This is a genomic window from Ancylobacter sp. WKF20 (genome assembly GCF_029760895.1).
In the GTDB taxonomy this organism is placed as follows: domain Bacteria; phylum Pseudomonadota; class Alphaproteobacteria; order Rhizobiales; family Xanthobacteraceae; genus Ancylobacter.
In genome coordinates this window covers 3,592,755-3,614,428 of the sequence record NZ_CP121679.1, presented here as the reverse complement: position 1 = coordinate 3,614,428, position 21,674 = coordinate 3,592,755, and the positions used below count along the sequence as shown (strand labels likewise).

The 21,674-nt window shown below is 70.0% G+C and carries 21 protein-coding genes; 14 read left to right on the top strand and 7 right to left on the bottom strand.

Annotated elements, in window-relative coordinates; all coding sequences use genetic code 11:
* The first annotated feature begins 1 nt into the window (after position 1).
* Positions 2–961, top strand: a complete 960-nt coding sequence (locus AncyloWKF20_RS16635) for an ornithine cyclodeaminase family protein (protein ID WP_279315098.1) — start codon at positions 2–4, stop codon at positions 959–961.
* Positions 962–1,139: 178 nt separating this feature from the next.
* Here the strand turns inward: AncyloWKF20_RS16635 and cysW are convergent, their stop codons facing one another.
* From cysW to cysP, 3 genes are all read right to left on the bottom strand, one after another.
* Positions 1,140–2,045: a sulfate ABC transporter permease subunit CysW gene (gene cysW / locus AncyloWKF20_RS16630; RefSeq protein ID WP_279315097.1), complete on the bottom strand. Its 906-nt coding sequence runs from the start codon at positions 2,043–2,045 to the stop codon at positions 1,140–1,142.
* A 2-nt stretch (positions 2,046–2,047) separates the two neighbouring features.
* Entirely contained in the window at positions 2,048–2,869 is an 822-nt protein-coding gene (cysT, locus tag AncyloWKF20_RS16625) for a sulfate ABC transporter permease subunit CysT (RefSeq protein WP_279315096.1), read from the bottom strand.
* A gap of 120 nt (positions 2,870–2,989) precedes the next feature.
* Positions 2,990–4,015, bottom strand: a complete 1,026-nt coding sequence (gene cysP, locus AncyloWKF20_RS16620) for a thiosulfate ABC transporter substrate-binding protein CysP (protein WP_279315095.1) — start codon at positions 4,013–4,015, stop codon at positions 2,990–2,992.
* Positions 4,016–4,258: 243 nt separating this feature from the next.
* Here cysP and AncyloWKF20_RS16615 point away from each other — a divergent pair, with 243 nt between their 5' ends.
* The 5 genes from AncyloWKF20_RS16615 to AncyloWKF20_RS16595 all read left to right on the top strand — a co-directional run bounded on the left by AncyloWKF20_RS16615 (position 4,259) and on the right by AncyloWKF20_RS16595 (position 9,516).
* Complete coding sequence (locus AncyloWKF20_RS16615) at positions 4,259–4,993, top strand: phosphoribosylanthranilate isomerase (RefSeq protein WP_279315094.1); 735 nt, start codon at positions 4,259–4,261, stop codon at positions 4,991–4,993.
* Complete coding sequence (gene trpB / locus AncyloWKF20_RS16610) at positions 4,990–6,222, top strand: tryptophan synthase subunit beta (protein ID WP_279315093.1); 1,233 nt, start codon at positions 4,990–4,992, stop codon at positions 6,220–6,222. The genes AncyloWKF20_RS16615 and trpB overlap by 4 nt, the downstream gene beginning before the upstream one ends.
* The gene (gene trpA / locus AncyloWKF20_RS16605) at positions 6,219–7,070 is read left to right on the top strand and encodes a tryptophan synthase subunit alpha (RefSeq protein ID WP_279315092.1); all 852 of its coding nucleotides are present in this window, start codon (positions 6,219–6,221) and stop codon (positions 7,068–7,070) included. The genes trpB and trpA overlap by 4 nt, the downstream gene beginning before the upstream one ends.
* A gap of 137 nt (positions 7,071–7,207) precedes the next feature.
* On the top strand, positions 7,208–8,146 hold the full coding sequence (gene accD / locus AncyloWKF20_RS16600; protein ID WP_279315091.1) for an acetyl-CoA carboxylase, carboxyltransferase subunit beta: 939 nt from the start codon (positions 7,208–7,210) through the stop codon (positions 8,144–8,146).
* An 8-nt stretch (positions 8,147–8,154) separates the two neighbouring features.
* On the top strand, positions 8,155–9,516 hold the full coding sequence (locus tag AncyloWKF20_RS16595; RefSeq protein ID WP_279315090.1) for a bifunctional folylpolyglutamate synthase/dihydrofolate synthase: 1,362 nt from the start codon (positions 8,155–8,157) through the stop codon (positions 9,514–9,516).
* A gap of 152 nt (positions 9,517–9,668) precedes the next feature.
* Here the strand turns inward: AncyloWKF20_RS16595 and infC are convergent, their stop codons facing one another.
* A complete protein-coding gene (gene infC, locus AncyloWKF20_RS16590; protein WP_279315089.1) occupies positions 9,669–10,193 on the bottom strand; it encodes a translation initiation factor IF-3 in 525 nt (174 codons plus the stop codon).
* A 333-nt stretch (positions 10,194–10,526) separates the two neighbouring features.
* Here infC and AncyloWKF20_RS16585 point away from each other — a divergent pair, with 333 nt between their 5' ends.
* Entirely contained in the window at positions 10,527–11,306 is a 780-nt protein-coding gene (locus tag AncyloWKF20_RS16585) for an alpha/beta hydrolase (RefSeq protein ID WP_279315088.1), read from the top strand.
* A 14-nt stretch (positions 11,307–11,320) separates the two neighbouring features.
* Here AncyloWKF20_RS16585 and rsmD read toward each other — a convergent pair whose 3' ends face one another.
* Both rsmD and AncyloWKF20_RS16575 read right to left on the bottom strand, forming a co-directional pair.
* Positions 11,321–11,878, bottom strand: a complete 558-nt coding sequence (gene rsmD, locus AncyloWKF20_RS16580) for a 16S rRNA (guanine(966)-N(2))-methyltransferase RsmD (protein ID WP_279315087.1) — start codon at positions 11,876–11,878, stop codon at positions 11,321–11,323.
* Between the two features lie 17 nt (positions 11,879–11,895).
* Positions 11,896–14,118 carry a pseudouridine synthase gene (locus AncyloWKF20_RS16575; RefSeq protein WP_279315086.1) on the bottom strand — a complete coding sequence of 741 codons (2,223 nt, stop codon included), beginning with the start codon at positions 14,116–14,118 and terminating at the stop codon, positions 11,896–11,898.
* 150 nt (positions 14,119–14,268) lie between these two features.
* Between AncyloWKF20_RS16575 and AncyloWKF20_RS16570 the strand changes: the two genes are divergently transcribed.
* Complete coding sequence (locus AncyloWKF20_RS16570) at positions 14,269–14,697, top strand: nucleoside deaminase (protein WP_267584405.1); 429 nt, start codon at positions 14,269–14,271, stop codon at positions 14,695–14,697.
* Positions 14,698–14,707: 10 nt separating this feature from the next.
* Here the strand turns inward: AncyloWKF20_RS16570 and AncyloWKF20_RS16565 are convergent, their stop codons facing one another.
* Positions 14,708–15,730 carry a polyprenyl synthetase family protein gene (locus tag AncyloWKF20_RS16565; RefSeq protein ID WP_279315085.1) on the bottom strand — a complete coding sequence of 341 codons (1,023 nt, stop codon included), beginning with the start codon at positions 15,728–15,730 and terminating at the stop codon, positions 14,708–14,710.
* 252 nt (positions 15,731–15,982) lie between these two features.
* Between AncyloWKF20_RS16565 and AncyloWKF20_RS16560 the strand changes: the two genes are divergently transcribed.
* From AncyloWKF20_RS16560 to AncyloWKF20_RS16535, 6 genes are all read left to right on the top strand, one after another.
* Entirely contained in the window at positions 15,983–16,207 is a 225-nt protein-coding gene (locus tag AncyloWKF20_RS16560; RefSeq protein WP_279315084.1) for a DUF2007 domain-containing protein, read from the top strand.
* A 14-nt stretch (positions 16,208–16,221) separates the two neighbouring features.
* Positions 16,222–17,016 carry a methyltransferase gene (locus AncyloWKF20_RS16555; RefSeq protein ID WP_279318006.1) on the top strand — a complete coding sequence of 265 codons (795 nt, stop codon included), beginning with the start codon at positions 16,222–16,224 and terminating at the stop codon, positions 17,014–17,016.
* A gap of 104 nt (positions 17,017–17,120) precedes the next feature.
* A complete protein-coding gene (locus AncyloWKF20_RS16550; RefSeq protein ID WP_279315083.1) occupies positions 17,121–18,014 on the top strand; it encodes a S49 family peptidase in 894 nt (297 codons plus the stop codon).
* 24 nt (positions 18,015–18,038) lie between these two features.
* Positions 18,039–18,230, top strand: a complete 192-nt coding sequence (locus tag AncyloWKF20_RS16545; protein ID WP_267584409.1) for a hypothetical protein — start codon at positions 18,039–18,041, stop codon at positions 18,228–18,230.
* 229 nt (positions 18,231–18,459) lie between these two features.
* Positions 18,460–19,578, top strand: coding sequence for an efflux RND transporter periplasmic adaptor subunit (locus AncyloWKF20_RS16540; RefSeq protein ID WP_279315082.1), 1,119 nt, complete (start codon positions 18,460–18,462; stop codon positions 19,576–19,578).
* Positions 19,579–19,636: 58 nt separating this feature from the next.
* Entirely contained in the window at positions 19,637–21,622 is a 1,986-nt protein-coding gene (locus tag AncyloWKF20_RS16535) for a MacB family efflux pump subunit (RefSeq protein ID WP_279318005.1), read from the top strand.
* Positions 21,623–21,674: the final 52 nt, after the last annotated feature.

The following is a 21,674-nucleotide window of genomic DNA, read 5'->3' as shown; positions in this document are numbered from 1 at the left end:
GATGGAGGGGCTGCGCCTTGTCTCGGCCGAGGAAATCGGCCGGCTCCTTACCTTTCCCGCGCTGATCGACGCGCTCGACAACGCCTTCCGGCGCCGCATCGTCACGCCGGTGCGCCATCATCACCATGTCGAGCGCCCCGGCGGCGACGGCACGCTGCTGCTGATGCCGGCCTGGAGCGCCGACGGCACGGAAGACGACGTGATGGGCACCAAGCTCGTCTCGGTCTTTCCCGGCAATAATGCGCGCGGGCTCGACAGCGTGATCGGGCTCTATGTGCTGAACTCCGCCGCCACCGGCGAGCCGCGCGCGGTCATGGACGGGCGCACCCTCACCGTCTGGCGCACCGCCGCCGCCTCGGCGCTCGCCGCGCGTTATCTCGCGCGGGAGGACGCCTCACGGCTCACCATCATCGGCGCCGGCGCGCTCGCGCCCTATCTCGCCCGCGCCCATGCGAGCGTCCGGCCGATCCGTACGGTGACGATCTGGAACCGCACGCTGGAGCGCGCCGACGCGCTGGCCGCCACGCTGCGCACCGAGGGGTTCGACGCCCGCGCCGAGGCCGATCGCGGCGCGGCCATCGCGGACGCCGACATTGTGAGTTCCGCCACCCTCTCCGCCGCGCCGCTGGTGGAGGGGCGCTATCTCCGGCCCGGCCAGCATGTGGATCTCGTCGGCGGCTTCACGCCGACCATGCGCGAGGCCGATGACGAGGCCATCCGCCGGGCGCGGGTCTATGTCGACACCCGCGCCGGGGCGGGCAAGGAAGCCGGCGACATCGTCATCCCGCTGGCCAGCGGCGTGCTGACGCCGCAGGCCATTCAGGGCGACCTGTTCGAACTCGCCGCCGGCACGGCGCCGCGTCGTGGTGGGGCGGAGGAGATCACCCTGTTCAAATCGGTCGGCACCGCCATCGAGGATCTCGCCGCCGCCGAGCTGGTCTGGAAGGCGCTGAAGGGCTGAGGTTGAGGGGTCTGCGCACTTAGCCCGCCCTGTTCGCCTCTGTCATCCCGGACAGCCGAAGGCTGATCCGGGATCGCATCCCGGATCGAGAACGGCCCACGATCCCGGCTCTGCGCTACGCTTGGCCGGGATGACAGTTACGGACGGCAGGCGCCCGCGCACCCTTAATGCCCCGCCCTCAATGCCCTGCCTTCGCCGCGACCTTGGGCGTCGGGGCGCCGGTGAGCGCGGCGCGGCGGGCGTCGAGTCGCTCGATGATCGCCTTGGCCACCAGCGTCACCAGCGCCACGGCGGTGAGGATCGTCGCGATGGCGAAGGCGGCGATGGCGTTGTTGTCCTGATAGAGCAGCTCGATCTGCAGCGGCAGCGTGTTGGTCTGGCCGCGAATATTGCCGGAGACCACCGAGACCGCGCCGAACTCGCCCATCACCCGCGCATTGCAGAGCGCCGCGCCATAGAGCAGGGCGAAGCGCACATTGGGCAGCGTCACCTGCCGCAGGATGCGCCAGCCGCCGGCGCCGAGCGTCACCGCCGCTTCCTCCTCTTCCGAGCCCTGCGCGATCATCAGCGGGATCAGCTCGCGCGCCACGAAGGGCGCGGTGACGAACAGGCTGGCCAGGATGATGGCGGGAATGGCGAACATGATCTTGATATCATGCGCCTCCAGCCACGGGCCCAAGAGGCCCTGCGCACCATAGACGAAGAGATAGGCGACGCCGGCGATGATCGGCGAGATGGAGAAGGGCAGTTCCACCAGCGCCACCAGGAGGTTGCGGCCGGGGAAATGGAACTTGGCGATGGCCCAGGCGGCGGCGATGCCGAAGGCCACATTGATCGGCACCACGATCAGCGCGGTGAGCACGGTGAGCCAGATGGCGTAGCGCGTCGAGGGATCGGCGAAGGAGGCGGCATAGGCCCCGACGCCATGGCGGAACGCCTCGGCGAAGATGGCGAGCAGCGGGGCGACCAGAACCAGCGCCGTCACCGCCAGCACGGCGCCGATGAGCAGGCGGCGGGTCAGCGGGCCGTCGCCGACGCGGATGCGGCCGGAGGCGGGAGAGGCCTTGGAGCGCGAGGTGCTCATGCTCAGTCTCCCGTCCCGATGCGGCGCTGCTGCCAGAGCTGGATCATGTTGACGAGAAACAGCAGGGTGAAGGCGAGCGCCAGCAACGTGGCGGCGATGGCGGCGGCGGCCGGGTAGTCATATTCCTCGATGCGGATGAAGGTCAGCAGCGAGACCACCTCGGTCTTCATCGGCAGGTTGCCGGCAATGAAGATGATGGCGCCGAACTCGCCGAGCGAGCGGGCAAAGCCCAGCGAGGCGCCGGTGAGGAAGGCGGGGAAGATCGCCGGGAAGATGATGCGGGCGAAGATGCGCCAGTCCGAGGCGCCGAGCGTCGCGGCGGCCTCCTCGACATCGGCGGCGAGATCCTCCAGCACCGGCTGCACGGTGCGCACGACGAAGGGGATGGAGGTGAAGGCCATGGCGGCGGCGATGCCGATGGGGGTGTAGGCGACCTTGATGCCGAGCGCGGCGAGCGGGGCGCCAAACCAGCCATTGCTGACGAACAGCGCCGAGAGGGCGAGGCCCGCGACGGCGGTCGGCAGGGCGAAGGGCACGTCCACCAGCGCGTCGAGCAGGCGCCGGCCGGGAAATTCGTAGCGCACCAGCACCCAGGCGAGCGCCAGCCCATAGATCGCGTTGAACAGTGTGGCGAGCGCGGCGGTGACGAGGGTGAGCTGGAAGGCCGCCGAGGTGCGCGCGCCGCTCATGATGGTGAAATAGCGCGCGAGGCCGACATCGCTCGCCTGCCAGATCAGCGCGCCGAGCGGCAGCAGCACGATCAGGCTGAGATAGAACAGGGTGATGCCGAGCGCGAGCGGGAAGCCCGGTATGACGCGGTTCAACGGCGGTCTCCTGAACGGCGGTCTTCCGAACGGTCTATGGCCGGGACGAGCCCGGCCATTGCCGCATTACGGGAGAGATGTCCAGCGTGGCGGGGCGGCTCGCGCCCCGCTCGTGCCGTCTCACTGGCCGACGAACAGCTCGTCCAGCTTGCCGCCCGAGGCGAACTGCGTCTTCTGCACATTGGCCCAGCCGCCGAACACGTCCTCGACCTTGACGAGACGCACCGGGGCAAAGCGGTCCTTGAACTTTTCGGCGACCTTGGCATCGACCACGCGGTTATTGGCCTTGGCGGCGACCGTCTGGCCCTCCGGCGAATAGAGGAAGGTCAGGTAGTCGGTGGCCAGCTGGCGCGAGCCGCGCTTCTCGACGACCTTGTCGACGACGGCGACCGGGAATTCGGCGAGCAGGCTGACCGGCGGCACGACGACGACGAAGTTCTTGTCCTTGTAGGCGTCCTTGGCGCTGATCACCTCGGCCTCGAAGCTGAGCAGCACATCGCCCTGCTCGCGCTCGACGAAGGAGGTGGTGGCGCCGCGCCCGCCGGTGTCGAACACCACGACATTCGACAGGAACTTCTTCACGAAGGCGTCGGTCTTGGCGACGTCGCCGTTGAACTTCTCCAGCGCGAAGGCATAGGCGGCCAGATAGGTGTAGCGGCCATTGCCCGAGGTCTTCGGGTTCGGGAAGACCAGCTTCACATCGTCGCGGACGAGGTCGTCCCAGCTCTTGATGTTCTTCGGGTTTCCGGCGCGCACCAGGAAGGCGGGGAAGGAGTACCAGGGCGAGGCGGCGTTCGGCAGGCGGGTCTGCCAGTCCTTGGCGACGAAGCCCTTGTCGACCAGGAACTGGATGTCGGTGACCTGGTTGAAGGTCACGACATCGGCCTCCAGCCCCTCGACAATGGAGCGGGCCTGCTTGGAGGAGCCGGCATGGCTCTGGTCGACCTTCACCTCGGTGCCGGTCTTCGCCTTGTAGGCCGGCACGAACTCCTTGTTCACCGCCTCGAACAGCTCGCGGGAGATGTCGTAGGAGGCGTTGAGCAGGGAGGTCGGCGCCTGCTGGGCGCGGGCGGCACCCGGGGCGATAACGCTGAGGGCGAGCGGCGCCAGGGCGGCGGCGAGGACAAGGCGGCGCGACAGGCGCATGGCGGTTCTCCCAATGCCGGCCCGCAGGCCGGATAATGCAAATTTAATGCGTGAAATTATCTATTTCACAGATAATGTTGAGTAGCATGTGAATTGCCGACACGGAAGGGGCAATTCGCCGCCGATGTCGGAAAGATGCAAGGCCGATGGCGGGCACGTTCCGGGGCGCGGCCGGTGAGAACGCCGCGACCCTCGCCAGCCCGGCGCGTTCCGTGCTACTGGCTGGCGCTTGAGGAGGCGGCCGTGTCGCTTGAGATCAAAATCTGCGGGTTGAGCACGCCCGAGACGCTGGACGCAGCGCTTGCCGCCGGGGCCGACATGGTCGGCCTGGTGTTCTTCCCGCGCAGCCCGCGCCATGTCGATGTCGCGCGCGCCGCCCGCCTTGCGGCGCAGGCACGCGGACGCGCCCAGATCGTCGCGCTCACCGTCGATGCCGACGACGCCGCGCTCGCCGCCATTCTCGACGCCGCCGCCCCGGACATTCTCCAGCTGCATGGCCATGAAACGCCGGAGCGCGTCAGCGCGATCCGCGCCCGCTTCGGCCGGCCGGTGATGAAGGCACTCGGCATTGGCGGGCCGGAGGATCTTCCCGCGCTCACCGCCTATGCCGGCGTCGCCGACCGTCTGCTGCTCGACGCCAAGCCGCCCAAGGGCGCGGCGCTGCCCGGCGGTAATGGCGTCGCCTTCGACTGGAACCTGATCGCCGACCTCGACCTCGCCAATCTTGACCTTGCCAATCTTGACCGCGCCCGCTCCTTCATGCTGTCAGGAGGTCTGGACCCGGCGAATGTCGGCACCGCCGTGCGGCTCATCCAGCCGGGCGGCGTGGACGTATCCTCCGGTGTCGAGCAGGCCCCCGGCATCAAGGACCCCGCCCTCATCGCCGCTTTCGTGCGCGCGGCGCGAGAGGCTGCCGTCCTGCCGGGCCCGGCCGGCGCGACGCCCACCCCACCCGCCAGAGAGACGAGCCCGCCGTGAACGTCCTGAACTCCTTCCGTACCGGCCCCGACGAGAACGGGCATTTCGGCATTTTCGGTGGTCGTTTCGTGGCCGAAACGCTCATGCCGCTCATCCTCGACCTGGAAAAGGCCTATGAGGCGGCGAAGGCCGACCCGGCCTACAAGGCGGAGATGGATTCCGGGCTCAAGCATTATGTCGGCCGCCCGAGCCCGCTCTATTACGCCGAGCGCTTCACCGAGCACCTGCGCAAGGGCGCCCCGGCCGGCAAGGGCGCCAAGATCTATTTCAAGCGTGAGGAGCTGAACCACACCGGCTCGCACAAGGTGAACAACGTGCTCGGCCAGATCCTGCTCGCCCGCCGCATGGGCAAGGAGCGGATCATCGCCGAGACCGGCGCCGGCCAGCACGGCGTCGCCACCGCCACGCTCTGCGCCCGCTACGGGCTGAAATGCGTGGTCTATATGGGCGCCGTCGACGTCGCCCGACAGGCACCCAACGTCTTCCGCATGAAGATGCTCGGCGCCGAGGTGGTGCCGGTGACCTCCGGCTCCAGCACGCTCAAGGACGCCATGAACGAGGCGCTGCGCGACTGGGTGACCAACGTGCATGACACCTTCTACTGCATCGGCACCGTTGCCGGCCCGCACCCCTATCCAGGTATGGTGCGCGACTTCCAGTCGATCATCGGCGTTGAGACCCGCGCCCAGATGCTGGAGCAGGAAGGCCGTCTGCCGGACAGCCTGATCGCCTGCATCGGCGGCGGCTCCAACGCGATGGGCCTGTTCCATCCCTTCTTGGACGACCCGACCGTGCAGATCTTCGGCGTCGAGGCGGCCGGCCATGGCATCCCGTCCGGCCAGCACGCCGCCTCGCTCACCGGCGGGCGTCCGGGCGTGCTGCACGGCAACCGCACCTATCTCCTGATGGATGATGACGGGCAGATCACCGAAGCGCACTCCATCTCGGCCGGTCTCGACTATCCCGGCATCGGCCCAGAGCACAGCTGGCTGCACGACACCGGCCGCGCCACCTACATCTCGGCCACCGACGACGAGGCGCTGAGCGCCTTCCAGCTGGTCTCCAAGCTCGAGGGCATCATCCCCGCGCTGGAGCCGGCCCATGCGCTGGCCAAGGTCATCGAACTCGCGCCGACCCTGGCCGACGATCACCTGATGGTGGTCAACATGTCCGGCCGCGGCGACAAGGACATTCCGCAGGTGGCGGAAATTCTGGGGACTCGCCTATGACCACGCGCCCGATCACCCGGCTCGACCATCGCTTCAAGGCCTGCGCCGCCGAGGGGCGCGCGGCGCTGGTGACCTTCGTCACCGCCGGCGACCCGGATTACGACACCTCGCTGAGCCTGCTGAAGTCGCTGCCGGGCGCCGGCGCCGACATCATCGAGCTCGGCGTGCCCTTCACCGACCCGATGGCCGACGGCCCCGCCATCCAGGCGGCGGGCCTGCGCGCGCTCAAGGCCGGGCAGACGCTTGCCAAGACCATCGCCATGGTCCGCGAGTTCCGCAAGACCGACGACACCACCCCGCTGGTGCTGATGGGCTATTATAACCCGGTCTATATTTACGGCGTCGACCGCTTCCTCGCCGACGCCAAGGCCGCCGGGGTGGATGGGCTCGTGGTCGTCGACCTGCCGCCGGAAGAGGACAATGAGCTGTGCCTGCCGGCGCTGAAGGCGGGCCTTGCCTTCATCCGCTTGGCCACGCCCACCACCGACGACAAGCGCCTGCCGGCCGTGCTCGCCCATACGGCGGGCTTCGTCTACTACGTCTCGATCAACGGCATCACCGGCGCGGCGACGCCCGACGCTACTGTGGTCGGCCAGGCGGTGGCGCGCATCAAGCGCCACACCGAGCTGCCGGTCGCGGTCGGCTTCGGCGTGCGCACGCCCGAGCAGGCGGCGGCGATCGCGGCGGGTGCCGATGGCGTGGTGGTCGGCTCGGCGCTGATCGACGCGCTGCGCGGCACGCTCGACGCGGACGGCCACGCCACCGCCGGCACGGTGGGGGCGGTCACCTCCCTCGTCGGCCGCCTCGCCGATGCGGTGCGCGGCACAGGGCGCGCGGCGGCCGAATAGGCCCCACCGCCCCTTTTTGCGGCCGCGCCGGCCCCTTCGCGCGCTTACCTGCCTTTTCATCGCCCTTGTCGGCGATTAGATGAGGGCGCGGCTGTCCATCGGGCAGCCGCCATCCCTTCCCGTCCGGAGCCACGCCGTTGAACTGGATCTCGAACGTCGTCCGCCCGAAGCTGAACAGCTTCCTCAATCGCCGCGAGGTGCCGGAGAATCTCTGGGTGAAGTGCCCCGAGACCGGGCAGATGGTGTTCCACAAGGATCTGGAGGCGAACCTCTTCGTCATCCCGGGCTCCAACTACCATATGCGGATGGACCCGAAGGCGCGGTTGAGCTCGATGTTCGACGGCGGCAAATGGTACGACATCGCCCTGCCGCAGGTGGTCGCCGACCCGCTGAAATTCCGCGACGAGAAGCGCTACGCCGACCGCCTCAAGGACGCCCGCGCCAAGACCGGCGCGCAGGACGCGGTGAAGGTCGGCTATGGCAAGCTGGAAGGCCTGCCGGTCACCATCGCCGTGCAGGATTTCGGCTTCATGGGCGGTTCGCTCGGCATGGCGGCCGGTGAGGCCATCGTGACCGGGCTTGAGACCGCCGCCTCGCGCGGCACGCCCTTCATCATGTTCGCCTCCTCCGGCGGGGCGCGCATGCAGGAAGGCATCCTCTCGCTGATGCAGATGCCGCGCACCACCTGCGCCATCCAGGAACTGCGGGAAGCCAAGCTCCCCTATATCGTGGTGCTCACCAACCCGACCACCGGCGGCGTCACCGCCTCCTACGCCATGCTGGGCGACATCCAGATCGCCGAGCCGGGTGCGCTGATCGGCTTCGCCGGACCGCGCGTCATCGAGCAGACGATCCGCGAGAAGCTGCCCGAGGGCTTCCAGCGCGCCGAATATCTGCGCGACCACGGCATGATCGACCTCGTCGTGCACCGCCATGAGATGCGCGCGACGCTCGGCCGGCTCTGCCGGCTCCTGATGCGCGCCCCCGCCGTCGAGGTCGCCCGCCCGGTGGAAGCCCCCGCCGACGCCGCCCGTTCCGGCGAGGCCCCGGCTTTGCCCGCGCCCGCGAGCGCCTGAGGCCCGCCATGTCCGCCGCGCCACTTGCCGGCCCCTCGGAGCGGCCTCCGGTCGAGGACATTTTCGAGCGGCTGCTGGCGCTGCATCCCAAGCTGATCGACCTCTCGCTCGACCGCATGTGGCGGGTGCTGGAGCGGCTCGGCCATCCCCAGCGCCGCCTGCCGCCGGTGATCCATGTCGCCGGCACCAATGGCAAGGGCTCGACCGTCGCCTTCATGCGCGCCGTGCTGGAGGCCGCCGGCAAGCGCGTGCATGTCTACACCTCGCCCCATCTGGTGCGCTTCAACGAGCGCATCCGCCTCGCCGGCCACCTTGTCGACGACGCGACGCTGACCGACGCGCTGGCCCGCGCCGAGGTGGCCAATGAGGGCGCGCCCATCACCTTCTTCGAGATCACCACGGCGGCGGCCTTCCTGCTGTTTTCCGAGGTGCCGGCGGATGTGCTGCTGCTCGAGGTCGGCCTCGGTGGCCGGCTCGACGCCACCAATGTGATCGACGCCCCGCTGGTCTCGGTCATCACGCCGGTCTCCATCGACCATGTCGATTTCCTCGGCGAGACGGTTGCCGCCATTGCCGGCGAGAAGGCGGGCATCCTCAAGCGCGGCGTGCCGGCGGTGATCGCCCAGCAGCCGCGCGAGGCGCTGGCCGTCATCGAACGGCAGGCGGCGCGGCTCGGCGTGCCGCTCACCGTCATGGGGGAAGGCTTCCAGGCCCATGAGGAAGGCGGCCGTCTTGTGGTGCAGGATGAGGACGGGTTGATCGACCTGCCGCGCCCGCGCCTCGTCGGCCCGCACCAGATCGGCAATGCCGGGCTGGCGGTGGAGACGCTGCGCATCGCCGGGCAGCGCGATCCGGCGCTGCGCCTGCCCTTCGCCGCCTTCGAGGATGGCATGCGTCAGGCGAACTGGCCCGCGCGGTTGCAGCGGCTCGGGCCGGGCCCGCTCACCCAGCGCGCGCCCGAGGGTGTCGATGTCTGGCTCGATGGCGGGCACAATGCCGCCGGCGGCCAGGCGCTGGCCGCCGCGCTGGCGGATCTGGAAGACCGCGTGTCGCGCCCGCTGGTGATGATCGTCGGCATGCTCGGCTCGAAGGATTCCGGCACCTTCCTCGCCCCCTTTGCCGGGCTGGCGCGCGAGCTCATCGCCGTGCCGGTGCCGGGCGAGCACAAGGGCCAGCCGCCGGAAGCCGTCGCGGCCGCGGCCAGCGCGCATGGCATCAGCGCCTCGACGGCGGTGAGCGTCGCGGCGGCGCTGGAAAGTCTGGATATGTCGGGGACAGTGTCCGCGGGCCCGGCGCCGCGCGTGCTGATCGCCGGCTCGCTCTATCTCGCCGGGGCGGTGCTCGCGGAGAATGGCAGCCTGCCGGACTGATGTCGCAGCGGCGTTCTGGAAGGCTTATCGCAGGCGCGCAGGGGCGGCGATCCCGGTCCGGCCCCGCGGACCGTCCGGGATGACGCCAGAGGCAGTCGCCAGGGGCCACCGGTCCCGCAGGGAGCCGGCGCCCGTCGACAGGCCGGCTCCGCTCAGCGCGGGGCCAGCACCATGATCATCTGCCGACCTTCGAGCGAGGGCTCCGCCTCGACCTTGGCGATCGTGGCGAGTTCTTCCTTCACGCGGTTCAGCAGCTTGTAGCCGAGTTCCTGGTGCGCCATCTCGCGGCCGCGGAAGCGCAGGGTGATCTTCACCTTGTCGCCTTCGTCGAAGAAGCGGTGGATCGCCTTCATCTTCACCTCATAGTCGTGGGTGTCGATGCCGGGACGCAGCTTGATTTCCTTGATCTCGACGATGTGCTGCTTCTTGCGCGCCTCGTTGGCCTTCTTCTGGTTCTGGTACTTGAAGCGGCCGTAATCGAGGATCTTGCAGACCGGCGGCACGGAATTCGGCGCGATCTCGACCAGATCGAGGCCGGCTTCCTGCGCGCGCAGAATGGCGTCCCGGGTCTGGATGACGCCGAGATTCTGCCCATCCTGGTCGATGAGCTGCACTTCGCGGATCCGGATGTCTTCGTTGACGCGCGGACCGTCCTTTTCCGGCGCGACGGGTCTCATGGGGCGACGAATGGCGTCTTCTCCTCTGCCATTTCAGAAAGTACGTCTCATCGCGCCGCGAATTCTTGCCGGCCGGCTCGTTTCTGCGCGCGTAAAACGGTCGCAGAAGATCGTGACAAACCCGACAGAAGTCAACGGCATGACGAAACGGAAAATACCCAAAGTTGCGCCGTGAGGGCAAAGTTCGGGTAAGGCGGGGCCGCGCGCGTGCCGAAGCTCTTGCGCCGCCGCCCGGCGCCTGTAGGGGAATGTGGCGTCGCCGGCACGAATCGCAAGAAGCTGTACCGGCCAAGAGCCCCGCGACGGCGTGCCGTCCGAAGGACGAGGACCGTGATGACCGCCACCGACACGCCGCCCGACTTCCTCACCTTGGGCGCGGATGCCCGCCGCATCGCCCTGCGCCACACGCCCAGCACGCCGGAGGCCGGCCCCGGCGTGCTATGGTGCGGCGGTTATCTCTCGGACATGCGCGGCACCAAGGCCGAGCGCCTCGCGCAATGGGGCGAAGGTGTCGGCCGCGCGGTGGTGCGCTTCGACTATTCCGGCCATGGGGAATCGGAAGGCGCCTTCATCGACGGCACGATCTCGCGCTGGGCCGAGGAGGCGCTCGCCGTGTTCGACCGCGCGACCACCGGCCCGCAGGTCGTCGTCGGCTCCTCCATGGGCGGCTGGATCGCGCTGCTGCTCGCGCGGGCGCTTGCCGCGCGCGGGGAGAGCCAGCGCCTCGCCGGCCTCGTCCTCATCGCCCCGGCGCCGGACTTTTCCGAGGAACTGATGTGGAACGCGATGACGCCGGAGATCCGTGCCGAGATCGAGCAGACGGGCGTGTGGTATCGCAAGTCCGACTATGGCGAGCCGACCCCGATCACCCGCGCCTTCATCGAGGACGGGCGCCGCAATCTCGTGCTGGGCAGCCCCTTCGCCGTCGGGTGCCCGGTGCGCATCCTGCAGGGCGTGGCCGATGACGTGGTGCCCTGGCAGCACGCGATGAAGCTCGTCACCTGCCTCGCCGAAGACGATGTGGTGATCACTCTGGTGAAGGATGGCGACCACCGCCTCTCCCGCGAGGAGGACATCGCCCGCATCATCGAGGCGGTGGAGACGGTGGCGTAGCGGCCTGCGTCCCCTCAGGATGCGGCGCGCAGGAAGATGAGTTCGCTGGTGTCGTAGCGCCGGCGCTCCAGTTCCTCGAAGCCCTCGGGCGCGGCGAAGGCGGCTTCGACCGATTCCTCGACGACGATCAGCGCCTCGGGCGCCAGCCAGCCGCCGTCGCGCGCGCTGGTGAGCGCCGCCAGCGCGAGGCCGCGCCCATAGGGCGGGTCGCAGAAGACGAGATCGAAGGCGTCATTGGCAAAGGCGGTGCCGAGCTTGGTGGCGTCGCGCCGGAAGATGCGGGTGACGCCGCCGAGGCCGAGTGCCTCGACATTGGCCCGGATCAGCCCGCGCGGCTCGGTCGCCTCATCGACGAAGACGGCGAATTTCGCCCCGCGCGAGATCGCTTCCAGCCCCAGCGCGCCCGTGCCGGCGAACAGGTCGAGCACGCGCGCGCCGTCCGCCGGGTCGCCATAGGCATGGGCGAGCACGTTGAAAAGCGCCTCGCGCAGCCGATCCGAGGTCGGCCGCGTGGCGTTGGAAGAGGGGCCGCTCAGGGTGCGGCCCTTGAAGCGCCCGCCGACGATGCGCACGGCTCAGCCTCGCCGGATCAGCCGCGCGGCGGACGGCCGGGACGCCCGCCCGGCTTGCCGCCCGAGGGCTTGCCACCTGAAGGCCGGCCACCCGAGGGCTTTCCGCCGGAGGGACGGCCACCGGACGGCTTGCCGCCAAAGGACTTGCCGCCCGACGGCTTGTCGCCGAAGGATTTGCCACCCGGACGACCACCCGCCGGACGCCCGCCCGGCTTGTCGCCGAAGGACTTTCCACGCGGCTTGTCACCGAACGGCCGGTCACCGAAGGATTTGCCGGCCGGGCGCTCGCCACGCGGACGATCCACGGCGGGGCGCTCGCCGCGCGGCTTGTCGCCGAAGGAGCGAGTGGGCCGGTCGGCGAAGTTCTTGGCGCCGTAATTGCGCGCGGGACGATCACCCTCCTCGCGGCGCGGGTGCTCCTCGCGCGGGGCGCGCTCGGTATCACCGCTGCCAGCCAGCTTGGCGAAGCGCGGACGGCGGGTGCGGTTCTCTTCCGACTTCACCCGCCCGCTGAACGGACGGTCGCTGTCGGCCCCGCGGTAGGGACGACCACCCTCGGGACGGGGCGCACGCTCACGGAACGGACGGTCGCCCTCAGGACGGGGAGCCCGCTCGCGGAACGGACGGTCACCCTCGGCGCGCGGGGCGCGCTCACGGAACGGACGGTCGCCCTCGGGACGGGGCGCGCGCTCGCGGAAGGGACGGTCGCCCTCGGCACGGGGAGCCCGCTCGCGGAACGGGCGGTCACCCTCAGGGCGGGGCGCGCGCTCGCGGAACGGACGGTCGCCCTCGGCACGGGGGGCGCGCTCGCGGAACGGACGATCACCCTCGGGACGCGGGGCGCGCTCGCGGAACGGACGGTCACCCTCGGCACGCGGGGCGCGTTCGCGGAACGGACGGTCGCCCTCGGCACGCGGGGCGCGTTCGCGGAACGGACGGTCGCCCTCGGCACGCGGGGCGCGTTCGCGGAACGGACGGTCGCCCTCACTGCGGACGGGGCGGTCCTCCGTGCTGCGGGCAGGGCGCTCGCTGCGGCCGCGGAAGGTGCGCTCGCCGCCGCGTTCCTCGTGGTCGGCGCGCGGGGCGCGGTCCTCGGCGTCACGCGGGCGGGAGGGACGCGGGCCGGCGGCCTTACGGTCGCGGCTCGGGCCACGGCCGGGACGCTCGGGGCGGCGCTCGTCGCGGAACGGGCGCTCCTCCTCGGTCGGCGCCGGCTCGGTGGAGCGCACGCGCTGCACCAGCACCTTGCGGCCCTTGCGGTCGGCGACGAGGCCGGAGCTCACGGTCTTGTCCGGGCCAGCCTCGGTGTCGATCGGCCGGCGGCGCGGGCGATCTTCGGCGCCTTCCACCTTGGCGTAGCGCGCCTTGGAGGGCTTGCGCGGCGCCTCGTCCTCGACCGCGTGGTCGAACACCGGGCCCTCGAAATCAGCGCCGGCGGCGGCGGCAAGCTCCGGGCCGAGCTGGTCCATGAGAATGCGCGTGCGCACCTCCTCGACCGAGCCCTGCACGATCTCGCCAAGCTGGAACGGGCCATAGGACAGGCGGATGAGCCGGTTCACGTCGAGGCCGAGGCTGCCGAGAACGTTACGCACCTCGCGGTTCTTGCCCTCGCGGAGCGCCAGAGTCAGCCACACATTGGCGCCCTGCACGCGGTCGAGCACCGCTTCGATCGGCCCGTAATGCACACCGTCCACCGTGATGCCGGCGATCAGCGCGTCGAGCTTGTCCTGGGTGATGTCGCCCTTGGCGCGCACCCGGTAGCGGCGGAGCCAGCCGGTCTCCGGCAGCTCCAGCACGCGGGCGAGGCCGCCATCATTGGTGAGCAGGATCAGACCCTCGGTGTTGAGGTCGAGCCGGCCGACCGAGACCAAGCGCGGCAGGCCGCCGGGCAGGATCTCGAACAGGGTCGGGCGCCCCTCGGGGTCGTAATTGGTCGTCACCACGCCCTTGGGCTTGTGGTAAAGATAGAGCCGCGTGCGCTCCTTTTCCGGCAGCTTCACGCCGTCCACCGTGATGGTGTCTTCCGCCGTCACCGTGCGGGCCGGGCTCTCCAGCACCTCGCCATTGACCGCGACGCGACCGGCGAGGATCCATTCCTCGATCTCGCGGCGCGAGCCGAGACCGGCGCGGGCGACGACCTTGGCGATGCGCTCGGCCTCGCGCGGTTCGGCCGGCGCCAGCGCGCGGGGGGCACGCGGCACGCGATTCTGTTCCTTGCGGGGCGGGGTATTCTTGGGCATGGGATGCGGCCGTCCGGGGCTACGCGCCGGGCGAAAAGGCGCCGGGCGTCTCAAGCGATATCTGTAATGGGTCGCGGGTGCTAGCACGTCCGGGGGCGCGAGGCGAGCTTTTACGGGAGGACGCGCGCGGTGACGGGACGCTCGAGCTTCATGACACGCGCGCTGGACGAGGCGCGGGCGGCGGCCGCGCGCGGCGAGGTGCCGGTCGGCGCGGTGGTGGTGCGCGAGGGCGTGGTGATCGCCGCCGACGGCAACCGCACGCGCGAGCTGAACGATCCCTCCGCCCATGCCGAGATGCTGGCGATCCGCACGGCAGCCGCGGCGCTGGGCTCGGACCGGCTGACCGATTGCGATCTCTATGTGACGCTGGAGCCCTGCACCATGTGCGCCGGCGTCATCGCCTGGGCACGGCTGCGCCGGGTTTATTACGGCGCGGCGGACCCCAAGGGCGGGGCGGTGGAGAGCGGCGTGCGCTTCTTCGCCCAGCCGAGCTGCCACCACCGGCCGGATGTCTATGGCGGGCTCGGCGAGAGCGAGGCGGCGGCGCTGCTGAAGGATTTCTTCGCCAGCCGGCGCTGATTCCGGCGGTTCAGTTCACCCGCGAGACGCAGAAATCCACCACATCGACCAGCGCGCTGCGGGCGGGGCCGGCCGGGAAGATGCCGAGCGCATCCTTGGCCATGGCGCCGTAATGGCGGGCGCGTTCCACCGTGTCGGCAATGGCGCGGTGGCGGGCGAGCAGCTCGATGGCCTGATCGAGGTCGCCCTCGGCGATCTCGCCGCGCTCCAGGCAGCGGCGCCAGAAGTCGCGCTCGGTCTCGCTGCCGCGCCGGAAGGCCAGCACGATGGGCAGGGTAATCTTGCCCTCACGAAAATCGTCGCCGACATTCTTGCCGAGCGCGGCGCCCGAGCCGCCATAATCCAGCGCGTCATCGACGAGCTGGAAGGCGATGCCGAGATTCATGCCGTAGCTGCGGCAGGCGGCCTGTTCCAGCTTCGGACGGCCGGCGAGCACCGGGCCGACTTCGCAGGCGGCGGCAAACAGCTCGGCGGTCTTGCCGCGAATGACGGCGAGATATTCGTCCTCGCTGGTCGCGGTGTTCTTGGCGGCGGCGAGCTGGGCCACCTCGCCCTCGGCGATCACCACGGCGGCGGTGGAGAGGATGTCGAGCGCGGAGAGGTTGCCGACCTCGATCATCATGCGGAAGGCCTGGCCGAGCAGGAAATCGCCCACCAGCACGCTCGCCTCATTGCCCCAGAGCATGCGGGCGGCGAGCTTGCCGCGCCGCATCTCGCTGTCGTCGACCACGTCGTCATGCAGCAGCGTCGCCGTGTGCATGAACTCGACCGAGGCGGCGAGCTTCACATCGCCCTCGCCCTGATAGCCGGAGAGATCGGCGGTCGCGAGCGTCAGCATGGGACGCAGGCGCTTGCCGCCGGAGGAAATGAGATGCTGCGCGACCTCCGGGATCATCGTCACGTCCGAGCCGGTACGCGAGAGGATCAGGGTGTTCACCCGGTCCATATCGGCCCGCACCAGGTTGACGATGCCCTCGATGGACGGGGCGGCGGAGACCTCGGCGGCGGGATTGAAAGGCAGGACGACGGCCACGGCGGACTTTCCGGTTGGTCGGTTATGGACGCCCATATGAAGGGCGGGCAGGTGTTCCGGCAAGTACCGGCAAGTAGATGCCGACAAGTGGGCGCCGGCGGCACGTTCGGCAAGCCCACCCGGCAATCGGGAAAGGCGCGCACGCTCTGCCGGTCCCGGCATAGCGCAATTGCCGGGCGGACGGAAATACTCCGTCCGGCGCGAATGACGCAGCGTCAGGCGCGACGCGCGCTTTCATGCCACTATGGCGCCATGCGTGAACTGCTTCGGACCAACGACATCGTGCTGCTTTCCGCCGTCGAGGCGCTGCTTGACGGGGCGGGCATCGTCCATCTCGTGCTCGACCAGCATATGAGCGTGATGGAAGGCTCGATCGGCCTGCTGCCGCGCCGGCTTCTGGTCGGGGAGGACGAGATGTCGCGCGCCCGCACCCTGCTGCGCGAGGCCGGCCTCGGCGCCGAGCTGCGGGCCGAGTGAGGGATGGCGGCGTGATGGAAACCGACGCGGCGCCCTTTGCCAATTTGCCCGCTGACATCCGCGCGGAGCTGACCGACGATGCCTTTCTCGGCGGGCGGCTGCACCTGCTACAGCCCGCGCGGGGTCACCGCGCCGGTCATGACGCGCTGCTGCTCGCCGCCAGCGCGCCGGCCGATGCCCGCATGGCGGTCGATCTCGGCGCCGGCGTCGGCACGGCGGGGCTCGCCTTGGCGGTCCGCGTGCCCGAGGTAGTGGTGACGCTGGTCGAGATCGACCCCGTCACCGCTGCCCTCGCCCGCCGCAACGCGGCCCGGCAGACGCCGGATCTTGCCGGGCGCGTGGGCGTCGTCGAGGCCGATGTGGCGACGCTGGGACGGCCCGCCGGCCCGCCCGAACCGGCGGCCGGGGCGGCTGACCTCGTGCTGATGAACCCGCCCTTCAATGATCCCGCCCGCCACCGCGCCTCCCCGCATGAGCGGCGAGCGCTCGCCCATAGCGTGCCGGATGTGGGGATGGAGATGTGGATCAAGGCCGCCGACCGGCTGCTCGCTCCGGCCGGGCGTCTCGCGCTGATCCACCGGCCGGAGGCCATCGAGGCGCTGCTGGCGGGGCTGAGAGGCCGTTTCGGAGCCGTGACGATCCGTGCGGTGCATCCGCGCCCTGACGCGCCGGCCATTCGCCTGCTGATCGGCGCGATCAAGGGTCGGCGCACCCCGCCGGCCTTTCTGCCGCCGCTCGTGCTGGCCGGTGACGACGGGCGCCCGAGCCTCAACGCCGAGCGCCTGCTGCGGGAAGCGGGCGGGCTATGACGGCGCGTTCAAGGCGCACCGCTTGAGGGCCCCCGCTTGAGCCTTGGCCCCTCGCACCCTATGTCAGAAGCAGATCACGACGGGTGGTGATCATCAGGGAACCCATGGCCAGCTCATTTCTCGCCGACCTCCGCCGCCGCCTCGATCCCATCCTGCCCGCGCGTATGCGCGCGGGTGCCGCCATCGTCCCGGTGGTCCGGCTCTCCGGCGCCATCGGCATGGCGCGCCCGTTCAATCCCGGCCTGACCTTCGCCGGCATCTCCCGCACGCTCGACCGCGCCTTCGCGGTGAAGGGCGCCAAGGCGGTGGCGCTGGTGATCAACTCGCCGGGCGGCGCGCCGGTGCAGTCGCATCTCATCTACCGGCGCATCCGTCTGCTGGCGGACGAAAAGAAGATCCCGGTCATCGCCTTCGTCGAGGATGTCGCGGCTTCCGGCGGCTACATGTTGGCCTGCGCGGCGGATGAGATCGTCGCCGACCCCTTCTCGATCGTCGGCTCGATCGGCGTGGTCAGCGCAGGCTTCGGTTTCGACCGGGTGATCGACAAGCTCGGCATCGACCGGCGCGTCTACACCGCCGGCACGCGCAAGGTGATGCTCGACCCGTTCCAGCCGGAAAAGGCCGAGGATATCGAGCGGCTCAAGGCGATCCAGCAGGACATCCACGCCGCCTTCAGCGGGCTGGTGAAGCAGCGCCGGGGCGATGTGCTCACCGGCGACGACGACACGCTGTTTTCCGGCGAGTTCTGGGCGGCGCCGCAGGCGCAGGAGCTGGGGCTGGTCGATTCCATCGGCGAGGTGCGCTCCTTCCTGCGGGCGCGCTATGGCGAGAAGGTGCTTACCCCGGTGATCGAACAGCGCGCCGGCTTCTTCAGCCGCCGCCTGCCGGGCCTCTCCGCGCTTGGCGGGGATGCCGCCGGCGCCGCCGGGGCGGGCTTCGCCCAGTCGCTGGCCGCCCAGGCCGAGGAGCGCGCCCTGTGGGGCCGCTTCGGCCTGTGACACCCGGCTGAGGGAGACAAACGCATGCCCCCCTTATTCGTGCTCGCCCTCGGCGCCCTCGGCGCCGCCGCGCTGGTGAAGCGGCTCGCCGGTGAATCGCGGCGCGTCAATGCCGAGCTGGATGCCCAGCGCGCGGCGGATGCGGCGCGCGAGGCCGGCCGCGGCACGCTGCGCCGCGACCCGTCCACCGGCGACTACCGCCCGCACGATTCCTGAAGCCGCCGCCCGTCGGCCGGAAATGCCGAAATTTGGAGCTTTTCCAATTCGATAGGCTCTGCCTATCATTACCGCGAATTCACTTGGTCCGCCCCCGCTTCGGCCTTATCCCGAAAGTGTGGGAAAGGCGGGTGGATACGCGATGCTTCAAAGGTCTGAGAGCGGCTGGAAGGCGGGAACGACGGTGCGGCGACGCAGGCGGTGGCGCTGGGTTGGCCTGGCCGTTCTCGTGGCGGCGTGCGCGGGCGGCTACTATTATGGCACCCGCGCTCAGGCGCCGGCCGCGCCCGAGTTCCAGACCGCCAAGGTCGAGATCGGCGACATCCAGACCAATGTCACCGCCATCGCCAATATGCAGCCCAAGACCTATGTCGATGTCGGCACGCAGGTCTCCGGCCAGCTCCGGGTGATCCATCCCGATGTCGGGGCGATCGTGAAGAAGGGCGACCTGCTCGCCGAGATCGACCCCACCGTCTACCAGACCCGCGTGAATGGCGACCGCGCCAGCCTCGACAATCTGCGCGCCCAGCTCGCCCAGGCCGAGGCGCAGCTCACGCTCGACCGGCTGCGCAACGACCGCGCCCAGGAACTCTGGTCGAAGCAGGCCGGCAGCCGTGACGCGGCGGAGGCGGCCGAGGCCACGATGCGCATCTCCATCGCCAAGATCGACGCGCTGAAGGCCCAGATCGCCCAGACGCAGGCGACGCTCGACGGCGACCTCGCCAATCTCGGCTACACCAAGATTTACGCGCCCATGGACGGCACGGTGGTCTCGATCACCGCCCGCGAGGGCTCGACGCTCAACGCCAACCAGAGCGCGCCTATCGTGCTGCGCATCGCCGACCTGCAGACCATGACGGTGACGGCGCAGGTGGCCGAGGGCGACATTCCGAAAATCACCGTCGGCACCCCCGCCTATTTCTCCACGCTCGGCCTGCCGGACCGGCGCTGGGAGGGCGCGGTGCGGCAGATCGAGCCGACGCCGACCATCGTCAACGACGTCGTGCTCTACAATGTGCTGATCGACGTGCCCAACCCCGACCTGACGCTGATGACCAACATGACCGCGCAGGTCTTCTTCCGTCTCGGCGAGGCCAAGGGCGTGCCGCTGGTGCCGACCGCCGCCGTGCGCACCCGCCGCGACGGCACCGCGACCGTGCGCGTGATGACCCCGCAGGGGCCGCAGGAGCGCAACATCAAGATCGGCATCGCCAACCGCACCATGACGCAGGTGATCGAGGGGCTGTCGCCCGGCGACACCGTCGTCACCGGCACCGGCGCCCCCGGCGCGCGTCCGGGTGGACCGGGCGGCCAGCGCCCGCCCGCCATGCCGCCGCGCCTCGGCTGAGGAGGGCGGCATGAGCGAGGATATGCCGGGAGAGATGGATGGGACCGAGGGTGTGGCGATGCGCCTCGACGCATTGCCGGCCCCCGAAACCGGGCAGGCGGTGCCGCTGCGCCCGATCATCGAACTTACCGATGTCAGCCGCATCTACCCGAATGGTGAGACGGTGGTGCGCGCGCTCGACCGCGTGTCGCTCGCCATCCATCCCGGCGAGTTCGTCGCCATCATGGGCCAGTCCGGCTCGGGCAAGTCGACGCTGATGAACATTGTCGGCTGCCTCGACCGCCCCTCGGCGGGCGCCTACCGGGTAGACGGCGTCGATGTCGCGGATCTCGATCCCGACCAGCTCGCGGCGCTGCGCTGCTCGACCTTCGGCTTCGTGTTCCAGCGCTACAATCTGCTGCCGACGCTGACGGCGGCGGAAAATGTCGAAATTCCCGCCATTTATGCCGGCACGCCGCAGGAGCGGCGAGAGACCCGCTCGCACCAGCTGCTCGCCCGGCTCGGCCTTGGCGATCGCGCCGAGCACCGCCCGAACCAGCTTTCCGGCGGCCAGCAGCAGCGCGTCTCCATCGCCCGCGCGCTGATGAACGCCGCGCCGGTGATCCTCGCCGACGAGCCGACCGGCGCGCTCGATTCGCGCAGCGGCGAGGATGTGCTGGCCCTGCTCACCGAGCTGAACGCGGAAGGCCACACGGTCATCCTGATCACCCACGACCCCGATGTCGCCGCGCATGCCCGCCGCGTGGTGCGCTTTCAGGACGGGCACATCGTCTCCGACGAGCGGCGCGAGCCGGAACCCGCCCGCGCGCCGCTGCCGGGAACGCGCGCCGGCGGCGGGGGCGGCTTTGGCCGCTTCGTGCCGGATCTGGCGGAAGCCGTGCGCATGGCCTTCGCCTCCATGGCGGCCAACGTGTTCCGCACGGCGCTGACGCTGCTCGGCATCGTCATCGGCGTCGCCTCGGTCATCACCATGCTGGCGGTGGGCGATGGCGGCAAGCAGAGCGTGCTGGAGCGCATTTCGCAGATCGGCACCAATCTGCTGATCGTGCGGCCGGGGGCGGCAGGCATCCGCACCAGCGGCGACAATGCGACGCTTCTGCCGGAGGATGCCGACGCGTTACGGGTCATTCCGGGCATCAGCGCCGTAGCGCCCGAGCGCGCCGGCCGCTACACGATGCGCTTCGGCTCGGCCGACTATTACACCTCGGTTACCGCCACCAGCGCCGACTATCTCGACGCCCGCGACTGGGCGCTGGCGCGCGGCGTGATGTTCACCGCCGCCGATGTGCGCACCTATGCGCCGGTGATCGTGCTCGGGCAGACCGTCGTCACCAACCTGTTCGGCGAGGATGATCCGCTTGGGCGCTACGTGCTGGTGAAGAACGTGCCCTATGAGGTGATCGGCGTGCTCGCCCCGCGCGGCGCCAATGCCTTTGGCCAGGATCAGGACGACGTGGCGCTGGTGCCGATCTCCACCGGCTTCGTGCGGGTGTTCGGCCGGCGCTTCGTCAACTCCATCACGGTGAAGGTGGAGAAGGCCGAGGACATCCCGCAGGTCGAGCAGGCCATCACCCGCGTCATCACCGATCGCCATCAGGTCGAGGATTTCCAGGTGCGGAACACCGCGCAATTCCTCGAGACGGCGCTGGAGACGCAGAACACCCTCACCCTCGTGCTCGGCTGCGTCGCCGCCATCTCGCTGCTGGTGGCGGGCATCGGCGTGATGAACATCATGCTGGTGAGCGTCACCGAGCGCACCCGGGAGATCGGCATCCGCATGGCGACCGGCGCGCGCATGAGCAACATCATGCTGCAGTTCAACACCGAGGCGCTGGTGGTGTGCGGCGTCGGCGGGGCGGTGGGCGTCGGGCTCGGCATCGGCGTGGCGCTGCTGCTCGAATATCTCGGCGTCACCATCGTGCTGTCGCTCTTGCCGCCGGTGCTGGCCTTTGGCTGCGCCTTCCTCACCGGGCTGATCTTCGGCTACCTCCCCGCCCGCAAGGCCGCCGGCATGGACCCCGTGGTGGCGCTGGCCTACGAGTGAGCGGCGAACCTGCCGCGTTAATCCCGGGCTCGGCCTGGGCATCCACGACTTT

Excerpts from the sequence above, each read along its gene's own strand:
- infC (WP_279315089.1), bottom strand. The coding sequence starts at position 10,193 with ATGAGACCCGTCGCGCCGGAAAAGGACGGTCCGCGCGTCAACGAAGAC.
- AncyloWKF20_RS16635 (WP_279315098.1), top strand. The coding sequence starts at position 2 with ATGGAGGGGCTGCGCCTTGTCTCGGCCGAGGAAATCGGCCGGCTCCTT.
- AncyloWKF20_RS16575 (WP_279315086.1), bottom strand. The coding sequence starts at position 14,118 with ATGCCCAAGAATACCCCGCCCCGCAAGGAACAGAATCGCGTGCCGCGT.
- AncyloWKF20_RS16535 (WP_279318005.1), top strand. The coding sequence starts at position 19,637 with ATGCGCCTCGACGCATTGCCGGCCCCCGAAACCGGGCAGGCGGTGCCG.
- trpA (WP_279315092.1), top strand. The coding sequence starts at position 6,219 with ATGACCACGCGCCCGATCACCCGGCTCGACCATCGCTTCAAGGCCTGC.
- AncyloWKF20_RS16585 (WP_279315088.1), top strand. The coding sequence starts at position 10,527 with ATGACCGCCACCGACACGCCGCCCGACTTCCTCACCTTGGGCGCGGAT.
- AncyloWKF20_RS16595 (WP_279315090.1), top strand. The coding sequence starts at position 8,155 with ATGTCCGCCGCGCCACTTGCCGGCCCCTCGGAGCGGCCTCCGGTCGAG.
- cysW (WP_279315097.1), bottom strand. The coding sequence starts at position 2,045 with ATGAGCACCTCGCGCTCCAAGGCCTCTCCCGCCTCCGGCCGCATCCGC.
- AncyloWKF20_RS16545 (WP_267584409.1), top strand. The coding sequence starts at position 18,039 with ATGCCCCCCTTATTCGTGCTCGCCCTCGGCGCCCTCGGCGCCGCCGCG.
- cysP (WP_279315095.1), bottom strand. The coding sequence starts at position 4,015 with ATGCGCCTGTCGCGCCGCCTTGTCCTCGCCGCCGCCCTGGCGCCGCTC.
- AncyloWKF20_RS16555 (WP_279318006.1), top strand. The coding sequence starts at position 16,222 with ATGGAAACCGACGCGGCGCCCTTTGCCAATTTGCCCGCTGACATCCGC.
- AncyloWKF20_RS16560 (WP_279315084.1), top strand. The coding sequence starts at position 15,983 with ATGCGTGAACTGCTTCGGACCAACGACATCGTGCTGCTTTCCGCCGTC.
- AncyloWKF20_RS16570 (WP_267584405.1), top strand. The coding sequence starts at position 14,269 with ATGACACGCGCGCTGGACGAGGCGCGGGCGGCGGCCGCGCGCGGCGAG.
- AncyloWKF20_RS16550 (WP_279315083.1), top strand. The coding sequence starts at position 17,121 with ATGGCCAGCTCATTTCTCGCCGACCTCCGCCGCCGCCTCGATCCCATC.